The following is a 16,291-nucleotide window of genomic DNA, read 5'->3' as shown; positions in this document are numbered from 1 at the left end:
TCTCCCACACGGCTCCGGCAACGTGATCCGCTGTCAGGAGCGCAGGAGCGCCCCCTCAGGAGTGGGAGAGCCGCCCGGCGGCGCCGGCCTGCCTGCGTATCCGCTCCTGCCCGCGCGCGGTGATCCGTGCCTGCCTGCGGGCCCGGCGCCGCTCGCGCCGCAGGGAACGCGCGGTGCTGCTCGGCGTCGACACCACCCCGTTGCGCTGGTTCCAGACCTGCCGGGTCACCCAGACGTCCAACGCGCCCCAAGTGGCCAGCACCGTGCTCACCACACTGCTGATCACCATGGGGAAGGCCAGCCACGAGCCGGCCATCGTGCACAGGAAGGCGACCATGGCCTGAATCAGCGTCACGGCGATGACCAGCACCGCGCGTACGGCCGCCGTGCGCACCGGATCAGGCATCCGGCGGCGGCGCGCCGGTTCCTCGACCCACAACGGCCGGTAGGCCACCCGTGCCGGCCGGGCGGCACGCTCCGCCGACGCGGCACGCTCCCCGCCACGGACCTGTCCGTACACCGTTCTGTTCCCGTCCGCGGGACGGCCGCGATCCGGTGCCTCGGGTTCCCGCAGCGCCGTACCGGCCGCCACTGTGCCGTCCTCGGGCGCTTCGCGCCGCTCCGCCGTGCCCATCACCGTGTCACTCCCCACCGCCAGCAGACCGCTCGCCTTCGGGTCGAATGACCCTGCTCCCCAGTGGCTGCCCGGCTTGCGCTGATTTACGCCGCCCAGGTGCGGCATGCGGCTCGTGTGGCCGGTTCCGCCCCCGCTTCCCGATCAATAGGACGCGTGACCAGCCCGGAAGATTCCCGAGTTGCGAAAAATTCTGGCCAACTCGTGTGTGCGGCCGCTCGGATCCGGCCGGAACCCGAGGTCCGGATCCGTGGAGGCAATCTCCCACAATGGCCGGACAACACACCATGTCCTGCCCTCGGTACGGTAGTTCGCCTTCGGGACGGCTCTTCGAGATATCTGCCCGTCGGTAGTAGGCTCGCGCCGTTTGTTGACGCACATGTGTACCCCCTGCCTGTGGGGGGCCGAGCAGGGGGAGGCCATGCGCTTTCGCGGGAAGTCGATCCGCCGGAAGATCGTGGCGCTGCTTCTCGTGCCGCTGGTTTCCCTGACGGCGATCTGGGGTTTCGCCACGGTGCTCACGGGACGTGAGGCGAGCCGGCTGTTCACGGTCTCGTCCCTCGTCGAGAAGGTCGGCTACCCCATCGAGGACACGGTCCGCGTCGTCCAGCAGGAACGCCGCCAGACCCTCGTCTTCCTCGCCGATCCCCGTGCCGCCGACGCGCTGACCGCCCTGCGCCGCACCCGGACCGCCACGGACGAGGCCATGGCCGAGATCCGCGGCAACGCCCGCGATCCCGAGGTGCGCGACGTCCTGGACCAGGACGACAGCGAGGGCCTCACCGCCGTCCTCGACGCCTTCGACGGAATCGCGGCCCTGCGCCGCAGCGTGGAGGAGCGCACCGTCACCCGGGCCCAGGCCCTCGCCCTCTACACCCAGCTGATCGACCCCTGCTACTCCCTGCTGGTCAAGCTGGACGTCGTCGACAGCGTCGAGATGGACAAGCAGTACCGGGCCCTCGTCGGCGTCGCCCACGCGCGGGAGCTGCTCTCCCGGGAGGACGCCCTGCTCGGCTCCGCCCTCGTCGTGGGCCGGCTCAGCCGCGAGGAGATCCGTGAGGTCTCCGACCTGAAGGCCCAGCGGGAGGTGCTCTACGACATCAGCCTCGTCCAGCTGCCCACCGCGGAGCGCGATCGCTACGAGAGCTTCTGGAAGAACGCGGCCACCGCCCCGCTGCGCAGGGTCGAACAGGCCGTCGTCGGAGCCACGCCCGGCGACCCGCCCCGCGGGGTCGGCGCGAGAAGCTGGGACACCGCGGCCGGCAGCGTCCTGGACGAACTCGGCGCCCTGGACGAGCAGGCCGACGACCGCTACCAGGACCGGGTCCGCCCGGTGGCGACCGAGGTCATCGTCAGGGCGGTCGTCGCGGGCGTCTTCGGACTGGTCGCCCTCCTCGTCTCCCTCGTGCTGTCCGTGCGCATCGGCCGGGGCCTCATCCGCGACCTGCGCCAGCTCAGGATGGAGGCCCACGAGGCGTCCGGGGTGCGGCTGCCCAGCGTGATGCGCAGGCTGTCCGCGGGCGAACAGGTCGACGTCGAGACCGAAGTACCGCGCCTGGAGTACGACAAGAACGAGATGGGCGAGGTGGGCCAGGCCCTCAACACCCTTCAGCGCGCCGCCGTCGAGGCCGCCGTCAAACAGGCCGAACTGCGCTCCGGCGTCTCCGAGGTCTTCGTCAACCTGGCCCGTCGCAGCCAGGTGCTGCTGCACAAGCAGCTCACCCTGCTCGACACCATGGAACGCCGCACCGAGGACACCGAGGAACTCGCCGACCTCTTCCGCCTCGACCACCTCACCACCCGCATGCGCCGGCACGCCGAAGGACTGGTGATCCTGTCGGGGGCCGCCCCCTCCCGGCAGTGGCGCAAGCCCGTACAGCTCATGGACATCGTGCGCGCCGCCGTCGCCGAGGTCGAGGACTACGAACGCATCGAGGTCCGCCGGCTGCCACGGCTGGCCGCCACCGGACCGGCCGTCGCCGACCTCACCCACCTGGTCGCCGAACTCCTGGAGAACGCCACGGTGTTCTCCCCGCCGCACACCGCCGTCCAGGTGTACGGGGACCGCGTGGCCAACGGCTTCACGCTCGAGATCCACGACCGCGGCCTCGGCATGGCGCCCGAAGCCCTACTGGAGGCCAATCTCCGGCTCGCCGAGACCCCGGAGTTCGAGCTGTCCGACACCGACCGCCTCGGACTGTTCGTGGTGAGCCGGCTCGCCCAGCGGCAGAACGTCCGCGTCTCCCTGCAACCCTCGCCGTACGGCGGGACGACCGCCGTCGTCTTCATCCCGGACGCGCTGCTGACGGACGACGTCCCCGACACCAACGGCATCGGCTTCCGCCTCGACCGCCCCAGGCCGCCGAAGGAGACAGCGTCGGCGGACAACCGCAGGTCCGCGCCGGCCCCGGGCTCCGGTCAGCTCCCGGGAGTGCCCGCCTCGCTGCTCGACGGACCGGTCGAACTCGAGGCCCCCGTCGATCTGGGAGCCCTCGGCGAGTTCCAGGTCCCCCTTGCGGAGGACGACGACGACCAGGGCGTCATGTTCCGCCCCCGCCGTTCGCTCACCGACCCCGGCGAGCCGGGCGCCGAAGCCGGCCAGCACCGCAGGCCGCCCACCGCACCGGGTGCCCCCGACGGACCGCTCGGTGACGTCCCCGCCGCGCCCGTGCCGCTGCTCCCCGGGCGCCGTACGCCGAAGCTGGTCAGCTCGCACGGGCGCCCGGTCCACGACCAGCGGTCCCCGCGCGCGGACAGCGACCCGGAGCCCGCGGCCCGGCCCGGCCCGCGCCGCGTCGACGACGGCACGCCGGCGCCCCTGCCGTCACGCCGGCGCGGCACGGCCGCCCGCATTCCGCACGCCGGTGACGCCGACGACGCCCTCGCGGGGCAGGAGCACGCCGGACGCGGCGCGCGGGACCCGTCCACGCCCCCCGCGCTTCCGCGGCGCGCACGGCAGACCGCGGCCCCGTCCGAGGGCCCCGACGGCGGCGCCGGCCGGCGAGGGGACGCAGATCCGGACGCCGGCTCCGGCACGGGAGCGCTGCCGCGGCGCGTGCGTCAGGCGAACCTGGCCCCGCAACTGCGGCAGGGCCCGTCCCCGCGCGCGGAGGACCGCACGGACCCGGCGGACCGGGACGCCGACGAGGTACGCAGCCGCATGGCCTCGCTCCAGCGCGGCTGGCAGCGCGGCCGCGTCGAGAACGCCGCGGGCGACGACGCCCACAGCGGCACAGCACCACAAGGAACGACAAAGGGGGACGGTCGATGACCGCACCGAACACGACCGGCCACACCAGCACCAACGGTGAGCTGAACTGGCTCCTCGACGAACTCGTCGACCGCGTCGCGGGCATCCGCAAGGCCGTCGTCCTCTCCGGAGACGGTCTGCCGACGGGAGTGTCGAAGGACCTGTCCCGCGAGGACGGCGAGCACCTCGCCGCCGTCGCGTCCGGGTTCCACAGCCTCGCCAAGGGGGTGGGCCGCCACTTCGAGGCCGGCAGCGTGCGCCAGACGGTCGTCGAGCTCGACGAGGCGTTCCTGTTCGTCACCGCCGCCGGTGACGGCAGCTGCCTCGCCGTGCTGGCGGACGCCGACTCGGACGTGGGTCTCGTGGCGTACGAGATGACGCTGCTGGTCAAGCGGGTCGGCGTACATCTGGGCACCGCCCCGCGCACCGATCTGCCCTCGGGCGGGTAGTGGGACGGCATGAGCACTGACGGTCAGGGAAGCAGTCATTGGTTCGACGACGAGGCCGGGCCGGTCGTCCGTCCGTACGCCATGACGCGCGGCCGTACCACCAGTGCGGTCCAGCATCGTCTCGACCTGATCGCGGTCGTCGTCGCGGAACCGCATGCGGACGACGCGGAAGCGGACCCCTCGCTGTCGCCCGAGCACGTGGACATCGCGGCGCTGTGCCGGGACGCGCCTCAGTCGGTCGCCGAACTGGCGGCCGAACTGAACCTCCCCATCGGGGTGGTGCGCGTCCTGGTGGGCGATCTCGTGGACGGGCGGTTCGTCCATGTGAACCGGCCGGTGCCGCCGGCCGAACTGCCGGACGAAAGCATTCTGCGTGACGTGATCGACGGCCTGCGCGCCCTGTGAACACCGCGGACGAGGCGAGGCCCGCTCCCGGCGCCCCGCCCGCCCCCGATCAACCCGTCCGGCCACCGAACCGGTCGTCGAACCGGCCATCGAGCCACGAGCCACAAGCCATCGAGCAGGAGAGAGATCGATGATCTTCGGGCGTTCTGAGCGCGGCAAGCCCCCGGTCGAGCCCGTCACGCTCAAGATCCTGGTCGCCGGTGGTTTCGGCGTGGGCAAGACGACCCTCGTCGGCGCCGTCAGCGAGATCAGGCCGCTGCGCACGGAGGAGCACCTCACCGAGGCGGGGCGGCCCGTGGACGACACCACCGGCGTCGAGGGCAAGCACACCACCACCGTCGCCATGGACTTCGGGCGCATCACCCTGCGTGAGGACCTGGTGCTGTACCTGTTCGGGACGCCCGGCCAGGAGCGGTTCTGGTTCATGTGGGACGAGCTGTCCGAGGGCGCGCTCGGCGCCGTCGTGCTCGCCGACACCCGCCGACTGGATGACTGCTTCGCCGCCGTCGACTACTTCGAACGGCGCTCCATACCGTTCCTCATCGCGGTCAACTGCTTCGAGGGCGCGGTGCGTTACCCCGAACAGGACGTGCGCGGGGCACTCGACCTCGACGACGACGTCCCGGTGATGTTGTGCGACGCCCGGGACCGCATATCGGTCAGAGACGTCCTCGTGGGCGTCGTCCAGCACGCGATGGACTACGGATCCGAACGCCGCGAGACCGTCACCACCTGACCCCTGACCCGCCGTCACCACCGCGCGCGCGGCCGCGGGTCTCACCGCACCGCGACCACCGCCGAGCCATGGCCGAACAGCCCCTGGTTGGCCGTCACGGCCACGCGCGCGTCCGGGATCTGCCGGTCGCCCGCCTGCCCCCGCAACTGCCAGGTGATCTCGCAGACCTGGGCGATGGCCTGAGCCGGCACCGCCTCCCCGAAGGAGGCCAGGCCGCCGCTCGTGTTCACCGGTATGCGGCCGCCCGGCGCGGTCGCGCCCTTCCGCAGCAGTTCGGCGGCCTCGCCGTCGCCGCACAGGCCCAGGTCCTCGTACCACTGCAGTTCCAGGGCGGTCGACAGGTCGTAGACCTCGGCGAGCGACAGATCCTCGGGGCCGACGCCCGCCTCCTCGTACGCGGCCCGCGCGATCGACGCGCGGAACGGCTCGGCGTCCGGCGCGGCCTCTCCCGCGGAGTCGGTCGCGATGTCCGGCAGGTCGAGCACCGTACGGGGGTAGCGGGGGGTCACGGTGGACACGGCCCTGATCCGCACCGGGTCCGCCACCCCGTGCCGACGGGCGAACTCCATGCTCGACAGCACCAGGGCCGCACCGCCGTCGGAGGTGGCGCAGATGTCCAGCAGCCGCAGCGGATCGGCGACGACGGGGGAGGCGGCGACCTCCTGGGCGGTGACCCGTCTGCGGTAGCGCGCGTACGGGTTCAGCGCTCCCAGGGCCGAGTTCTTCACCTTGACCTGCGCGAAGTCCTCCGGGGTATCCCCGTGCACCGCCATGCGCCGGCGCGCGTACAGCCCGAAGTACGCCGGATTGGTCGCGCCGAGCGCGCGGAAGCGCAGCCAGTCCGGGTCGTCCGGCCGGTCTCCTCCGGCCGGGCGGAAGAACCCCTTGGGCGCCGCGTCGGCGCCCACCACCAGCACCACGTCCACCCGGCCCGCGAGGATCTGGGACCGGGCCGCGTCGATCGCCTGCGCCCCGGACGCGCACGCCGCGTACACGCTCGTCACCCGCGCCCCCTGCCACCCCAGCGCCTTGGCGAACGTCGCTCCGGCCACATGGCCCGGGTATCCGCCGCGCACGGTGTCCGCGCCGACGATCGACCCGACGTCCCGCCAGGCCACGCGCGCGTCCGCGAGAGCCGCGCGTGCCGCCTTCACCCCGTACTCGACGAAGCCGCGCCCCCACTTGCCCCACGGATGCATTCCCGCGCCGAGCACCGCCACCTCCGCCGTCATCCCGCCACCCCCGTCGGCCGCCATCGCCAGATCGTCCAGGTCGTCTCCGCGTCCTCGTGGAGCACGCCCGGGACGACCTCCACCTCCATGCCCACCGTCAGATCGGCGACGGTGATCCCGGGAACCGCCTGTCCCAGCACCACGATCCGCTCGGACTCCAGCTCCACAGCGATCAACGCGTACGGCTCCCACGGAAGTTCCAGATCCGTCACATAGGGTGACGGAGGCCGGTACCGGCTGTCCGTGTACGACCACACGCGTCCGCGCCGCGACAGCGGCACCTCCTCCAGGTCACCGCTCTGGCAGTCCGGATTGCGGCAGTAGACGTCCTCACGGGGGAAGAAGACCGCGCCGCACGCCGAACATCGCGTGCCGAGCAGCGCGAAGTCGTCTCCCTCCCCGGTGAACCATCCGGCGACGACGGGCGTGCGTGTCCGCGACAAGGTTCCTCCCGAACTCGTCATCTGACGACTCGTCAGGAGTGTGGCACGGTGACGGGCAAATGGGCAGAGAGCGGCAGCGAGCACACGGTGACAGCGGACACGACCGCAGACCCGGCGCGCCCCCGACGGATTGCTGCGCCGGCGCACCTCCCCAGGGGCCGAGCCGCCGCCGTACGCCGCCCTCCCCAAGATCGGATACGCTCCGCCGCGTGTCCGAAACTCTGCACTCCCCTTCGAACTCCGCGCGCGGCTCCCACTGTTCGAGCTGCGGAGCGCCCTACGGCGAGGGCGTCACCGGCTGGCCACGCACCTGCCGGGTCTGCTCCACCGTGGTCTACCGCAACCCGCTGCCGGTGGCCGTCGCGCTCCAGCCCGTGTACGACACCAAGGGCACCGCCCTCGTCGTCATCACCCGGACGATCGCCCCCGCGCGCGGAGGCATCGCCCTGCCCGGCGGCTTCATCGACGACCGCGAGGACTGGCGGCAGGCCGTCGTCCGCGAGCTGATGGAGGAGACCGGCATCGAGGCCGCCTCCCGCGACGTGCGGCTCGCCGACGCCATGAGCTCGCCCGACGGTCACCTGCTGCTGTTCGGCCTCCTCCCCGAACGCCCCGCGGACCGACTGCCGGCGTCCGCAGCCACCGACGAGACCGAGGGCTGGCTCCTGCTGCACCGGCCGGAGGAACTCGCCTTCCCGCTCCACACCGTCGCGGTGCGGGCGTTCTTCGAGGGCCGCTACATCTGACGTCGCCGCTCGCCCAGCCCGCGCACGCGGACCGGGTGGGACGGCTTCCGCGGCGCGTCCTCACCTTCCAGCTCCACGACGACCCCCGAGCCCTCCCAGCGGCTGACGTACCGCTCGATCTCCGGCTCCTCCCGCCCGTCGACAGCCTCCCGCGCCACCAGACCCCCGCCCGTCCGCCCGGGCGCGGGCGCCCACACCTCCAGTTCCAGCCCGCCGTCGTCGCTGCGCACCGGCAGCACCGCGCCCGCGCGCGCGAACACCGGAACACGCGACAACGGGGCGTCCACGACCACCTCACCGGGCCCCTCGTACGCCCGGCCCGTCGCCGTGTCGTACCAGCGCCCGCGCGGAAGCCGCACCGTACGCCGGTCGGCGCCCGGTTCCAGCACGGGCGCCACCAGCAGACACTCGCCCAGCAGGAAGACGTCCTCGCAGTCCCGCAACGCCCGGTTCCGCGGCGATCCCCACCACACCGGACGCACGCAGGGAACGCCCGTACGGCTCGCCAGATGCGCCAGCGTCACGAAGTACGGCAACAGCCGGCGACGCTCGACGAGCACCCCACGCGCGTGCGCCAGCACCTCCGTGCCGAACTCCCACGGCTGCCGCCCGCCGCCTCGCCCGCCCGCGCGCGTGCGGAACAACGGCAGATACGCCCCCAGTTGCAGCCGGCGCAGATACAGCTCCGGCGAAGGACCGCCGTCGAAACCGGCCGTGTCCGGCCCCGAGAAGGGCACCCCGCACAGCCCCAGGCCCATCACCAGCGACAACGACGCCCGCAGCCCCGGCCAGCCCGTGCCGACGTCCTCGCACCGGACACTCCCGTAGCGCTGCACGCCCGCCCAGCCGGACCGGGACACCACGAAAGGGCGCCGCTCCGGCTCCAGCCCCCGCAGGCCCTCGTACGCCGCGCGGGCCATGCACAGCCCGTACACGTTGTGCGCCTCGCGGTGATCGCCACCGCGCCCCTCCAGCGAGTGCCGGGCCGACCTGGGCAGCGTCGGCTCCCCGAAAGCGGCGAACGACGTCGGCTCGTCCCTGTCGTGGCAGACACCGGCGAAGCCCTGCGCGGTCCGCTCGGCATGGAGACCACCCCACCACTCGCGCACACGCGCGTGCGTGAAATCCGGGAACACCGACTCCCCGGGCAGCCCCACACCCTCCACGAGCTCCCCCGACGCGCCACGCACGAACGCGTCCTCGGCGACCCCGCCGTCGAACACGGCGGTGCCCGGCGCGGCCTTGACCGCCGGATCCACGACGGACACCAGACGCGTCCCCTCCCGCCGCAGCTCCTCCGCCAGGACCGGCAGTCGGGGGAAGCGGTCGCTATCGACGCTGAACACCTGGTGCCCGTCGTAGTGGTCGACGTCCAGCTGGACCGCGTCCAGCGGCAGCCCGTGCTTCCGGTAGCCCTCGACGACCCGGCGGACCTCCCGCTCGCCGAGCCCGAGCGGCGCGTGCTGATGACCGAGGGCCCAGCCGGGAGGCGCCGCCGGCGCCCCGGTGAGCGAGGCCCAGGTGAAGAGCACGCGCGCGGGGGTGCCCACCATCACCCAGCAGCGCAACGGCCCGCCGTCCATCCGCACCTCGCACGCCCCCGGCCGGTCGTGCCCGGACCCCGCGCCCACCTCACCCTCCCGCAGCACGACCCTGCCGTCCCAGGACGAGTCGTGGAACACCAGATGCGAGCCGGCGTCGGCCACCACCAGCTGCACCGGCATCGTCAGACGGGCCCGATCGCCTCCGACACCGCCCCCGCGCCCGGGACCGGAGTTCCAGAGCCGGTACGTCCCGTCGCGCAGCCGCGGCCCGGACGCCCGGCCGCCGAGGCCGAAGAACCGCGCGTCCGCCGCGACCTCCGAGCGCTGCATCCACCGTGCCGCACCGCCCTCCCGCCGCTCCCACCACCGGGGCGGCAGATCACGCCGCAGCACCACGCCCCCCGGCGTGCACACCTCGACGGCGCCCCGCCGGGAGACCACCACCGTCACCCGCTCCGCCACCAGCCGCCAGCCGCCGTCCTTGTCCGGCTCCAGCACCACGCGCCGGTCCGGCTCCGGACACGGACCGGCCAGCGCGTACGACGGCTCGGGCTCCGCCCCGTCCCACCCCCAGAACACGGCCCCGTTCACGGCCACCCGGACCCGCAACTCCGAACGGCTGAACCGGAGCGTCCCTCCACCGGGACCCGGCCGCGCCTCCTGGAGCAGGCCGGGCACCCGCGCGCGCTCGGGCCCCCGTGCCGGCAGCCCGGCCGCGTCGGCACGCCTCCTGCGCCACGACGCCCGCACGGTGCGCAACCCCTGGGCGACCCCCGCGGAACCGACCGCTTTCACCGAACGCACCAGGTCACGACCGCTCATACCGCTCACCCTGTCACTGACCGCGTCCCGCGCGCGGGTCGTTCAACTGCCGTTCACCTGGGACGGGAGCGCCCCTCACCCCACGCACTGCGGGGCACCCGCCCTGGTGCAGAAGTCGATCACATGGCATCGTCCGTGTCAGCCGCGTCACGCGCACCACCCCCTGCTCGTGCGCGGGCGACGCACACGACGCGCACAGTCCGGGAGCCGATTCATGCCCACCGCGAACCCCGAGCCGCTCTGGCGGCCAGACCCGCAGCGCACGGCCCAGGCCCAGGTCACCGCATTCCAGACCTGGGCGGCCGAGCATCACGGAGCCCCCTCCGACGGCGGATATCCGGCGCTGCACCGCTGGTCCGTCGACGAGCTGGAGACGTTCTGGAAAGCCGTCACGCAGTGGTTCGACGTGCGGTTCTCGACGCCGTACACGCGCGTGCTGGGCACGCGCACCATGCCCGGCGCAGAGTGGTTCCCCGGCGGGACGCTGAACTACGCCGAACACGCCCTGCGCGCCGCCGCCACCCGACCGGACGAGCCGGCCCTGCTGCACGTCGACGAGATCCACGAACCGAGCCCGCTCACCTGGGCCGAGCTGCGCCGCCAGGTCGGCTCACTGGCCGCCGAACTGCGCGCGCTCGGCGTCCGCCCCGGCGACCGGGTCAGCGGATACCTGCCCAACATCCCGCAGGCCGTCGTCGCCCTCCTCGCCACCGCGGCCGTGGGCGGCGTGTGGACCTCCTGCGCGCCCGACTTCGGCGCGCGCAGCGTCCTCGACCGGTTCCAGCAGGTGGAACCCGTCGTCCTGTTCGCCGTCGACGGCTACCGCTACGGCGGGAAGGAGCACGACCGCCAAGCGGTCGTCGCCGAACTCCGTGCCGAACTGCCCACCCTGCGCGCCGTGGTCCACATCCCGCTCCTCGGCGCCGAAGCGCCCGAAGGAGCCCTGGACTGGTCGGCCCTGACCTCCGCCGACGAGGAGCCCGTCTTCGAACAGGTCCCCTTCGACCACCCGCTCTGGGTGCTCTACTCCTCCGGCACGACCGGCCTGCCCAAGGCCATCGTCCAGTCCCAGGGCGGCATCCTCGTCGAGCACCTCAAGCAACTCGGCCTGCACTGCGACCTCGGCCCCGAGGACCGCTTCTTCTGGTACACCTCGACCGGCTGGATGATGTGGAACTTCCTCGTCTCCGGCCTCCTGACGGGAACCACGATCGTCCTGTACGACGGCAGCCCCGGCCACCCCGACACAGGCGCCCAGTGGCGCGTCGCCGAACGCACAGGGGCCACGCTCTACGGCACCTCGGCCGCGTACGTCATGGCCTGCCGCAAGGCGGACGTCCACCCCTCCCGCGACTTCGACCTCTCCAAGATCCGGTGCGTGGCCACCACGGGTTCCCCGCTCCCGCCCGACGGATTCCGCTGGCTGCACGACGAGGTCCGCGACGACCTGTGGATCGCCTCCGTCAGCGGCGGCACCGACGTCTGCTCCTGCTTCGCCGGAGCCGTCCCCACCCTCCCGGTGTACATCGGCGAGCTCCAGGCCCCCGGCCTCGGCACCGACCTGCAGGCCTGGGACCCCGACGGCCGACCCGTGATCGACGAGGTCGGCGAGCTCGTCGTCACCAACCCGATGCCCTCGATGCCGGTCCGGTTCTGGAACGACCCGGACGGCAGCCGCTACCACGACAGCTACTTCGACACCTACCCCGGCGTATGGCGGCACGGCGACTGGATCACGGTGACCTCGCGCGGCTCCGTCGTCATCCACGGCCGCTCCGACTCCACGCTCAACCGCCAGGGCGTGCGCATGGGCTCGGCGGACATCTACGAGGTCGTCGAGCGCCTTCCCGAGATCAAAGAATCCCTGGTCATCGGCGTCGAGCAGCCCGACGGCGGGTACTGGATGCCGCTCTTCGTCCACCTCGCCCCCGGAGCGGTCCTCGACGAGGCGCTCCTGGACCGCATCAAGCGGGCCATCCGCGAGCAGCTCTCCCCGCGCCACGTCCCCGACGAGGTCATCGAAGTGCCGGGAGTCCCGCACACCCTCACCGGCAAGCGCATCGAGGTCCCGGTCAAGCGACTCCTCCAGGGCACCCCGCTGGAGAAGGCCGTCAACCCCGGCTCCATCGACGACCTCGGCCTCCTGCACTTCTACGAGGACCTCGCCCGCAAGCGATCCTGACCACGCCCCCGGCCGGGCCGCCGGCCGAACACCGCGGGTGGTCCGAGCCTCGCCGAGCCCGACCGCGCAGGCCCGGACCACCCCCGCTCCCCCTGTGACCAGGACTTTTCCGTGTGGCACCGGTCAGCCGCCGACCTCTCACCCCCCTCACTGTCAGTGCCGCCGGTTACTGTGAGTGAGCATTGATCGACGTGCACACCAGGGGGAAAACCGTGGCAGACACCGACCAGCACACCATGCGGCGCGACCTGCGCCGGGAGATCGCCGGAACCATCGGCGTCCTCACCGACGAACACGACTTCGGCGTCATGCGGCGCTACCGCACCTTCACGTTCGACGACCACGCCGCCTACCTCCAGCAGATCGAAGGCCTGCTCAGGACGCGCGCCCGGCAGGGCAGCCACACCACGCTGGCCCTCTTCGACCCGCAGGACTACGCCGACTACTGCAGGACCAAGGGCCTCGACGCCGACGATCCCGCCAACCGGACCCGTTTCACGGCCGCACTCGCGACCACCGGCCCCACCGTCCCCTACGAGGGCCAGCCCCTCGCCGACCTCCTGCCCACCCTCGTCGACGAAGCCGTCCGACAGGCCACCTGGGAATACGCCGCCACGCTGCTCGCCCGCCTCGGACCCTGCGCCACCTGCGGCGAGGACATCGGCCGCGCCGCCTTCACCCGCGCCTCGGACCTCCTCGCCCGCATTCTCGACACCGCGCCGCCGGGGGACAGGCACCTCGTCTGCAGCGTCACCGCCCCACCCGAAACGCTCGTCGCCGTCCTCCAGGCCGACGACGAGAGCGACGACACCGGCCTTCCGCTCGACGACGCCGAGGCCCTGGAGTTCACCACCGTCCTCGCCCTCGGCCTCGCCACCCAGAGCCCGGGCGGACTGGTCATGCGTACCACCGCCCCGGGCGCCCGCGACCAGATCTACGGCTGGCGCCTGCGCGGCGAAGGCCTCGAACCCCTGACCGCAGGCGAAGTCTTCGACGCCTACTGCACCGACGTCGAGTCCGGCGAGCTCATCTCACCCGAGTCAGGCGTCGACTACTGCTTCCCACCGGACCTCGGCCCAGGCGGTCGGCCTCCGGGCCACGCCCACTGACCCGCGTACCACACACCCGTGCACGCGCCAGGGGCGCCCCACCCGAAAGCGGAGCGCCCCTGCCCACCTGCCGACGACCGGCCGTGACTACTCGCCGGACAGCACGGCCTGCGCCGCGTCCCGCGCCTCTTGCGCGCTGTCGCACGCCCGAGCGGCGGCCGCGGCACGCTCGCACTGAGCCAGCGTGTACTTCGCCAGCGCGCTGCGCACGTACGGAATCGACGCCGACCCCATGGAAAGGGAGGTGACGCCGAGTCCCGTCAGCACACATGCCAGCAGCGGATCGGCGGCGGCCTCGCCGCACACACCGCAGCTCTTGCCCTCGGCCTTGGCCGCCTCGGCGGACACGGCGACGAGGTCGAGCAGCGCCGGCTGCCACGGGTCCTGAAGCCGGGACACCGCACCCACCTGCCGGTCCGCTGCGAACGTGTACTGAGCGAGGTCGTTCGTCCCGAGGGACAGGAACTCCACCTCCTGAAGGATCGAACGAGCCCGCAGTGCTGCCGACGGAATCTCGACCATCGCGCCGAACTTCGCCCGCAGTCCCGCCTCGCGACAGGCGTCCGCGAACGCCTTGGCGTCGGTGCGGTCCGCCACCATGGGCGCCATCACCTCGAGGTACACGGGCAGCCCCTCGGCGGCCTTCGCCAGCGCGGTCAGCTGCGTCCGCAGCACGTCGGGGTGGTCCAGCAGCGTCCGCAGCCCCCGCACACCCAGCGCCGGGTTGGGTTCGTCGGCCGGAGTCAGGAAGTCGAGCGGCTTGTCCGCCCCAGCGTCCAGGACCCGCACGACGACCCGGCCCTCCGGGAACGCCTCGAGCACCTGGCGATAGGCCTCGATCTGCTTCTCCTCGCTCGGCGCGTTCTTGCTGTCGTCGAGGAAGAGGAATTCGGTACGGAACAGTCCGACGCCTTCTGCCCCGGCGTCCAGGGCAGCCGGCACGTCGGCCGGTCCGCCGACGTTCGCCAGCAAGGGCACCTTGTGGCCGTCGGCGGTCGCACCCGGCCCGCTCGAGGCGGCCAGCGCGGCCCTGCGCTCGGCGGCCGCCGCTTCGAGCCGTGCCTTCTTCTCGTCGCTGGGATTTACATGGACGTCGCCCGTGCTGCCGTCGACCGCGATCATCGTGCCCTCGGCGAGCTCGCCGGCGCCCGGCAGAGCCACGACGGCCGGCACCCCGAGCGCGCGGGCGAGAATCGCACTGTGACTCGTCGGCCCGCCCTCCTCGGTCACGAAGCCGAGCACCAGCGTCGGGTCCAGCAGCGCGGTGTCCGCCGGAGCCAGGTCCCGGGCGACGAGCACGTACGGCTCGTCGCTGTCGGGCACTCCGGGCATCGGAACGCCCAGCAGCCGGGCGACGATACGGTTGCGCACGTCGTCCAGGTCCGCCACGCGACCCGCCAGATACTCGCCGGCCCCGGCGAGCAGTTCACGGTAGGCGGCGAAGGCGTCGTACACGGCACGCTCGGCCGTGCTGCCCACGGCGATACGTCGGTCCACGTCGACCATCAGCTCGGGGTCCTGGGCCATCATGGCCTGCGCCTCGAGTACCGCCTGGGCCTCGCCCCCCGCCAGATTGCCGCGCGCCGTCAGGTCGGCCGCCACCGCCTCCACGGCCTTGCGGGCACGCCCCTGTTCGCGCTCCGCGTCCTGCGCCGGGTTCTGCTTGGCGGGCGGTTCGAGCACCGCCGTTCCCATGTGCCGAACCTCGCCGATCGCCACACCGTGGCTCACACCGACGCCTCGCAGCGTTGTCTCCATCTCACCCGTCTCCCATAGTGCGGCGGGCCCCGCCGCCGCGGTGGTTGTCCTGCGTGCCGTCGACCGGGACGGCGTCGGCGTCACTTCCAGGAAAACAGAGTGTCGCCGGCCCCGACCTCGCCGTCCTCGCGGAGATCGCCGAGGGAATCTGCCGTGGCTTCCAGGGCGACGACCGGGCACACGGGGGACTTCCCGGCCGCTTCCACCGCACTCGGGTCCCATCGCACGATGCCCTGCCCGCGCGTGACGCTGTCCCCCTTGTTCACGAGGAGCTCGAAGCCCTCGCCGTTGAGCTGGACGGTGTCGATCCCGAGATGGGTGAGCACGCCATGACCGTCGGCGTCGACGACGACGAAGGCGTGCGGGTGGAGGGAGACGATGACTCCGTCCACGGGCGCGACGGCCTCGGAGGGCTCGCGCAGCGGGTCGATCGCCATGCCCGGGCCGACCATGGCCCCGGCGAAGACCGGATCCGGCACCGCGGCCAGTCCGATGGCGCGTCCTGCAAGCGGGGACGTCACGGTGGTCATGGAGAACCTCCCGGGGTGGAGTTGTATGTATATGGGCCGTTACTGCCTGCCAGGACGGCGGACTGTGCAGCAGGGTATGTCACAGGGTGTACCGGTTCTGCACGAGAACAACCGATCGTGGTCTAGACCACTACCCTAGTCGATTTGCGGCGCCTCCGCGGCCCCGTGTACTGTCGTACTCCTGCTCAGGGTGAGCGAAGCGGTCAAACGCGCTCGCCGGGCAGCATCCAAACTTGTCAGATCCTTTCTCTGGATCATCTTCCGCATGTCTGCGGGACGGTGGTCAGGAGGCCGGAAAAACCCTGATAGAGTTTGGAACGCAAGACCGGAGGGAAGCGCCCGGAGGAAAGCCCGATAAGTTCGGGTGAGTACAAAGGAAGCGTCCGTTCCTTGAGAACTCAACAGCGTGCCAAAAATCAACGCCAGATATGTTGATACCCCGTCCCCGGCC

At 72.3% G+C, this 16,291-nt stretch carries 13 protein-coding genes; 7 read left to right on the top strand and 6 right to left on the bottom strand.

Annotated elements, in window-relative coordinates; translation table 11 throughout:
• Nucleotides 1-55: 55 nt before the first annotated feature.
• Nucleotides 56-634 (bottom strand): hypothetical protein, encoded by a 579-nt coding sequence (locus ACGFSH_RS21475; RefSeq protein WP_393351618.1) that lies wholly within the window; start codon nucleotides 632-634, stop codon nucleotides 56-58.
• Nucleotides 635-1,055: 421 nt separating this feature from the next.
• On the opposite strand from ACGFSH_RS21475, the gene ACGFSH_RS21470 reads away from it, so the two are divergent.
• The 4 genes from ACGFSH_RS21470 (at nucleotide 1,056) to ACGFSH_RS21455 (ending at nucleotide 5,474) form a co-directional block, all read left to right on the top strand.
• The gene (locus ACGFSH_RS21470) at nucleotides 1,056-3,905 is read left to right on the top strand and encodes a nitrate- and nitrite sensing domain-containing protein (protein ID WP_393351615.1); all 2,850 of its coding nucleotides are present in this window, start codon (nucleotides 1,056-1,058) and stop codon (nucleotides 3,903-3,905) included.
• Nucleotides 3,902-4,333, top strand: a complete 432-nt coding sequence (locus tag ACGFSH_RS21465) for a roadblock/LC7 domain-containing protein (protein ID WP_329407772.1) — start codon at nucleotides 3,902-3,904, stop codon at nucleotides 4,331-4,333. Before ACGFSH_RS21470 ends, ACGFSH_RS21465 begins: the two co-directional genes overlap by 4 nt.
• 9 nt (nucleotides 4,334-4,342) lie before the next feature.
• Nucleotides 4,343-4,738, top strand: coding sequence for a DUF742 domain-containing protein (locus ACGFSH_RS21460; RefSeq protein ID WP_393350929.1), 396 nt, complete (start codon nucleotides 4,343-4,345; stop codon nucleotides 4,736-4,738).
• Nucleotides 4,739-4,868: 130 nt separating this feature from the next.
• Nucleotides 4,869-5,474 carry an ATP/GTP-binding protein gene (locus ACGFSH_RS21455; protein ID WP_393350927.1) on the top strand — a complete coding sequence of 202 codons (606 nt, stop codon included), beginning with the start codon at nucleotides 4,869-4,871 and terminating at the stop codon, nucleotides 5,472-5,474.
• 41 nt (nucleotides 5,475-5,515) lie between these two features.
• Here ACGFSH_RS21455 and ACGFSH_RS21450 read toward each other — a convergent pair whose 3' ends face one another.
• Complete coding sequence (locus tag ACGFSH_RS21450) at nucleotides 5,516-6,706, bottom strand: lipid-transfer protein (protein WP_393351613.1); 1,191 nt, start codon at nucleotides 6,704-6,706, stop codon at nucleotides 5,516-5,518.
• Nucleotides 6,703-7,149 carry a Zn-ribbon domain-containing OB-fold protein gene (locus ACGFSH_RS21445; protein ID WP_393350925.1) on the bottom strand — a complete coding sequence of 149 codons (447 nt, stop codon included), beginning with the start codon at nucleotides 7,147-7,149 and terminating at the stop codon, nucleotides 6,703-6,705. The genes ACGFSH_RS21450 and ACGFSH_RS21445 overlap by 4 nt, the downstream gene beginning before the upstream one ends.
• 209 nt (nucleotides 7,150-7,358) lie before the next feature.
• Here ACGFSH_RS21445 and ACGFSH_RS21440 point away from each other — a divergent pair, with 209 nt between their 5' ends.
• Entirely contained in the window at nucleotides 7,359-7,895 is a 537-nt protein-coding gene (locus tag ACGFSH_RS21440; protein ID WP_393350923.1) for an NUDIX domain-containing protein, read from the top strand.
• On the opposite strand, the gene ACGFSH_RS21435 is transcribed toward ACGFSH_RS21440, so the two are convergent.
• The gene (locus ACGFSH_RS21435; protein ID WP_393350921.1) at nucleotides 7,886-10,261 is read right to left on the bottom strand and encodes a TIM-barrel domain-containing protein; all 2,376 of its coding nucleotides are present in this window, start codon (nucleotides 10,259-10,261) and stop codon (nucleotides 7,886-7,888) included. The two genes, ACGFSH_RS21440 and ACGFSH_RS21435, sit on opposite strands and share 10 nt — an antisense overlap.
• A 214-nt stretch (nucleotides 10,262-10,475) precedes the next feature.
• Here ACGFSH_RS21435 and ACGFSH_RS21430 point away from each other — a divergent pair, with 214 nt between their 5' ends.
• Nucleotides 10,476-12,443, top strand: coding sequence for an acetoacetate--CoA ligase (locus ACGFSH_RS21430; RefSeq protein ID WP_393350919.1), 1,968 nt, complete (start codon nucleotides 10,476-10,478; stop codon nucleotides 12,441-12,443).
• A 212-nt stretch (nucleotides 12,444-12,655) separates the two neighbouring features.
• Entirely contained in the window at nucleotides 12,656-13,552 is an 897-nt protein-coding gene (locus tag ACGFSH_RS21425; protein WP_393350917.1) for a hypothetical protein, read from the top strand.
• Nucleotides 13,553-13,639: 87 nt separating this feature from the next.
• Here the strand turns inward: ACGFSH_RS21425 and ptsP are convergent, their stop codons facing one another.
• Together ptsP and ACGFSH_RS21415 are read right to left on the bottom strand one after the other, a co-directional pair.
• On the bottom strand, nucleotides 13,640-15,310 hold the full coding sequence (gene ptsP / locus ACGFSH_RS21420; RefSeq protein WP_393350915.1) for a phosphoenolpyruvate--protein phosphotransferase: 1,671 nt from the start codon (nucleotides 15,308-15,310) through the stop codon (nucleotides 13,640-13,642).
• Nucleotides 15,311-15,390: 80 nt separating this feature from the next.
• Nucleotides 15,391-15,840: a PTS glucose transporter subunit IIA gene (locus tag ACGFSH_RS21415; protein WP_393350912.1), complete on the bottom strand. Its 450-nt coding sequence runs from the start codon at nucleotides 15,838-15,840 to the stop codon at nucleotides 15,391-15,393.
• Nucleotides 15,841-16,291 lie beyond the last annotated feature (451 nt).

The organism is Streptomyces sp. NPDC048481 (assembly GCF_043200075.1).
Lineage (GTDB): Bacteria > Actinomycetota > Actinomycetes > Streptomycetales > Streptomycetaceae > Streptomyces.
This window is presented reverse-complemented; position numbering and strand designations above follow the sequence as displayed.

What these genes read in the sequence shown, in the direction of transcription:
- ACGFSH_RS21475 (WP_393351618.1), bottom strand. Translation starts at nt 634, where the DNA reads ATGGGCACGGCGGAGCGGCGCGAAGCGCCCGAGGACGGCACAGTGGCG.
- ACGFSH_RS21470 (WP_393351615.1), top strand. Translation starts at nt 1,056, where the DNA reads ATGCGCTTTCGCGGGAAGTCGATCCGCCGGAAGATCGTGGCGCTGCTT.
- ACGFSH_RS21465 (WP_329407772.1), top strand. Translation starts at nt 3,902, where the DNA reads ATGACCGCACCGAACACGACCGGCCACACCAGCACCAACGGTGAGCTG.
- ACGFSH_RS21460 (WP_393350929.1), top strand. Translation starts at nt 4,343, where the DNA reads ATGAGCACTGACGGTCAGGGAAGCAGTCATTGGTTCGACGACGAGGCC.
- ACGFSH_RS21455 (WP_393350927.1), top strand. Translation starts at nt 4,869, where the DNA reads ATGATCTTCGGGCGTTCTGAGCGCGGCAAGCCCCCGGTCGAGCCCGTC.
- ACGFSH_RS21450 (WP_393351613.1), bottom strand. Translation starts at nt 6,706, where the DNA reads ATGACGGCGGAGGTGGCGGTGCTCGGCGCGGGAATGCATCCGTGGGGC.
- ACGFSH_RS21435 (WP_393350921.1), bottom strand. Translation starts at nt 10,261, where the DNA reads ATGAGCGGTCGTGACCTGGTGCGTTCGGTGAAAGCGGTCGGTTCCGCG.
- ACGFSH_RS21430 (WP_393350919.1), top strand. Translation starts at nt 10,476, where the DNA reads ATGCCCACCGCGAACCCCGAGCCGCTCTGGCGGCCAGACCCGCAGCGC.
- ptsP (WP_393350915.1), bottom strand. Translation starts at nt 15,310, where the DNA reads ATGGAGACAACGCTGCGAGGCGTCGGTGTGAGCCACGGTGTGGCGATC.
- ACGFSH_RS21415 (WP_393350912.1), bottom strand. Translation starts at nt 15,840, where the DNA reads ATGACCACCGTGACGTCCCCGCTTGCAGGACGCGCCATCGGACTGGCC.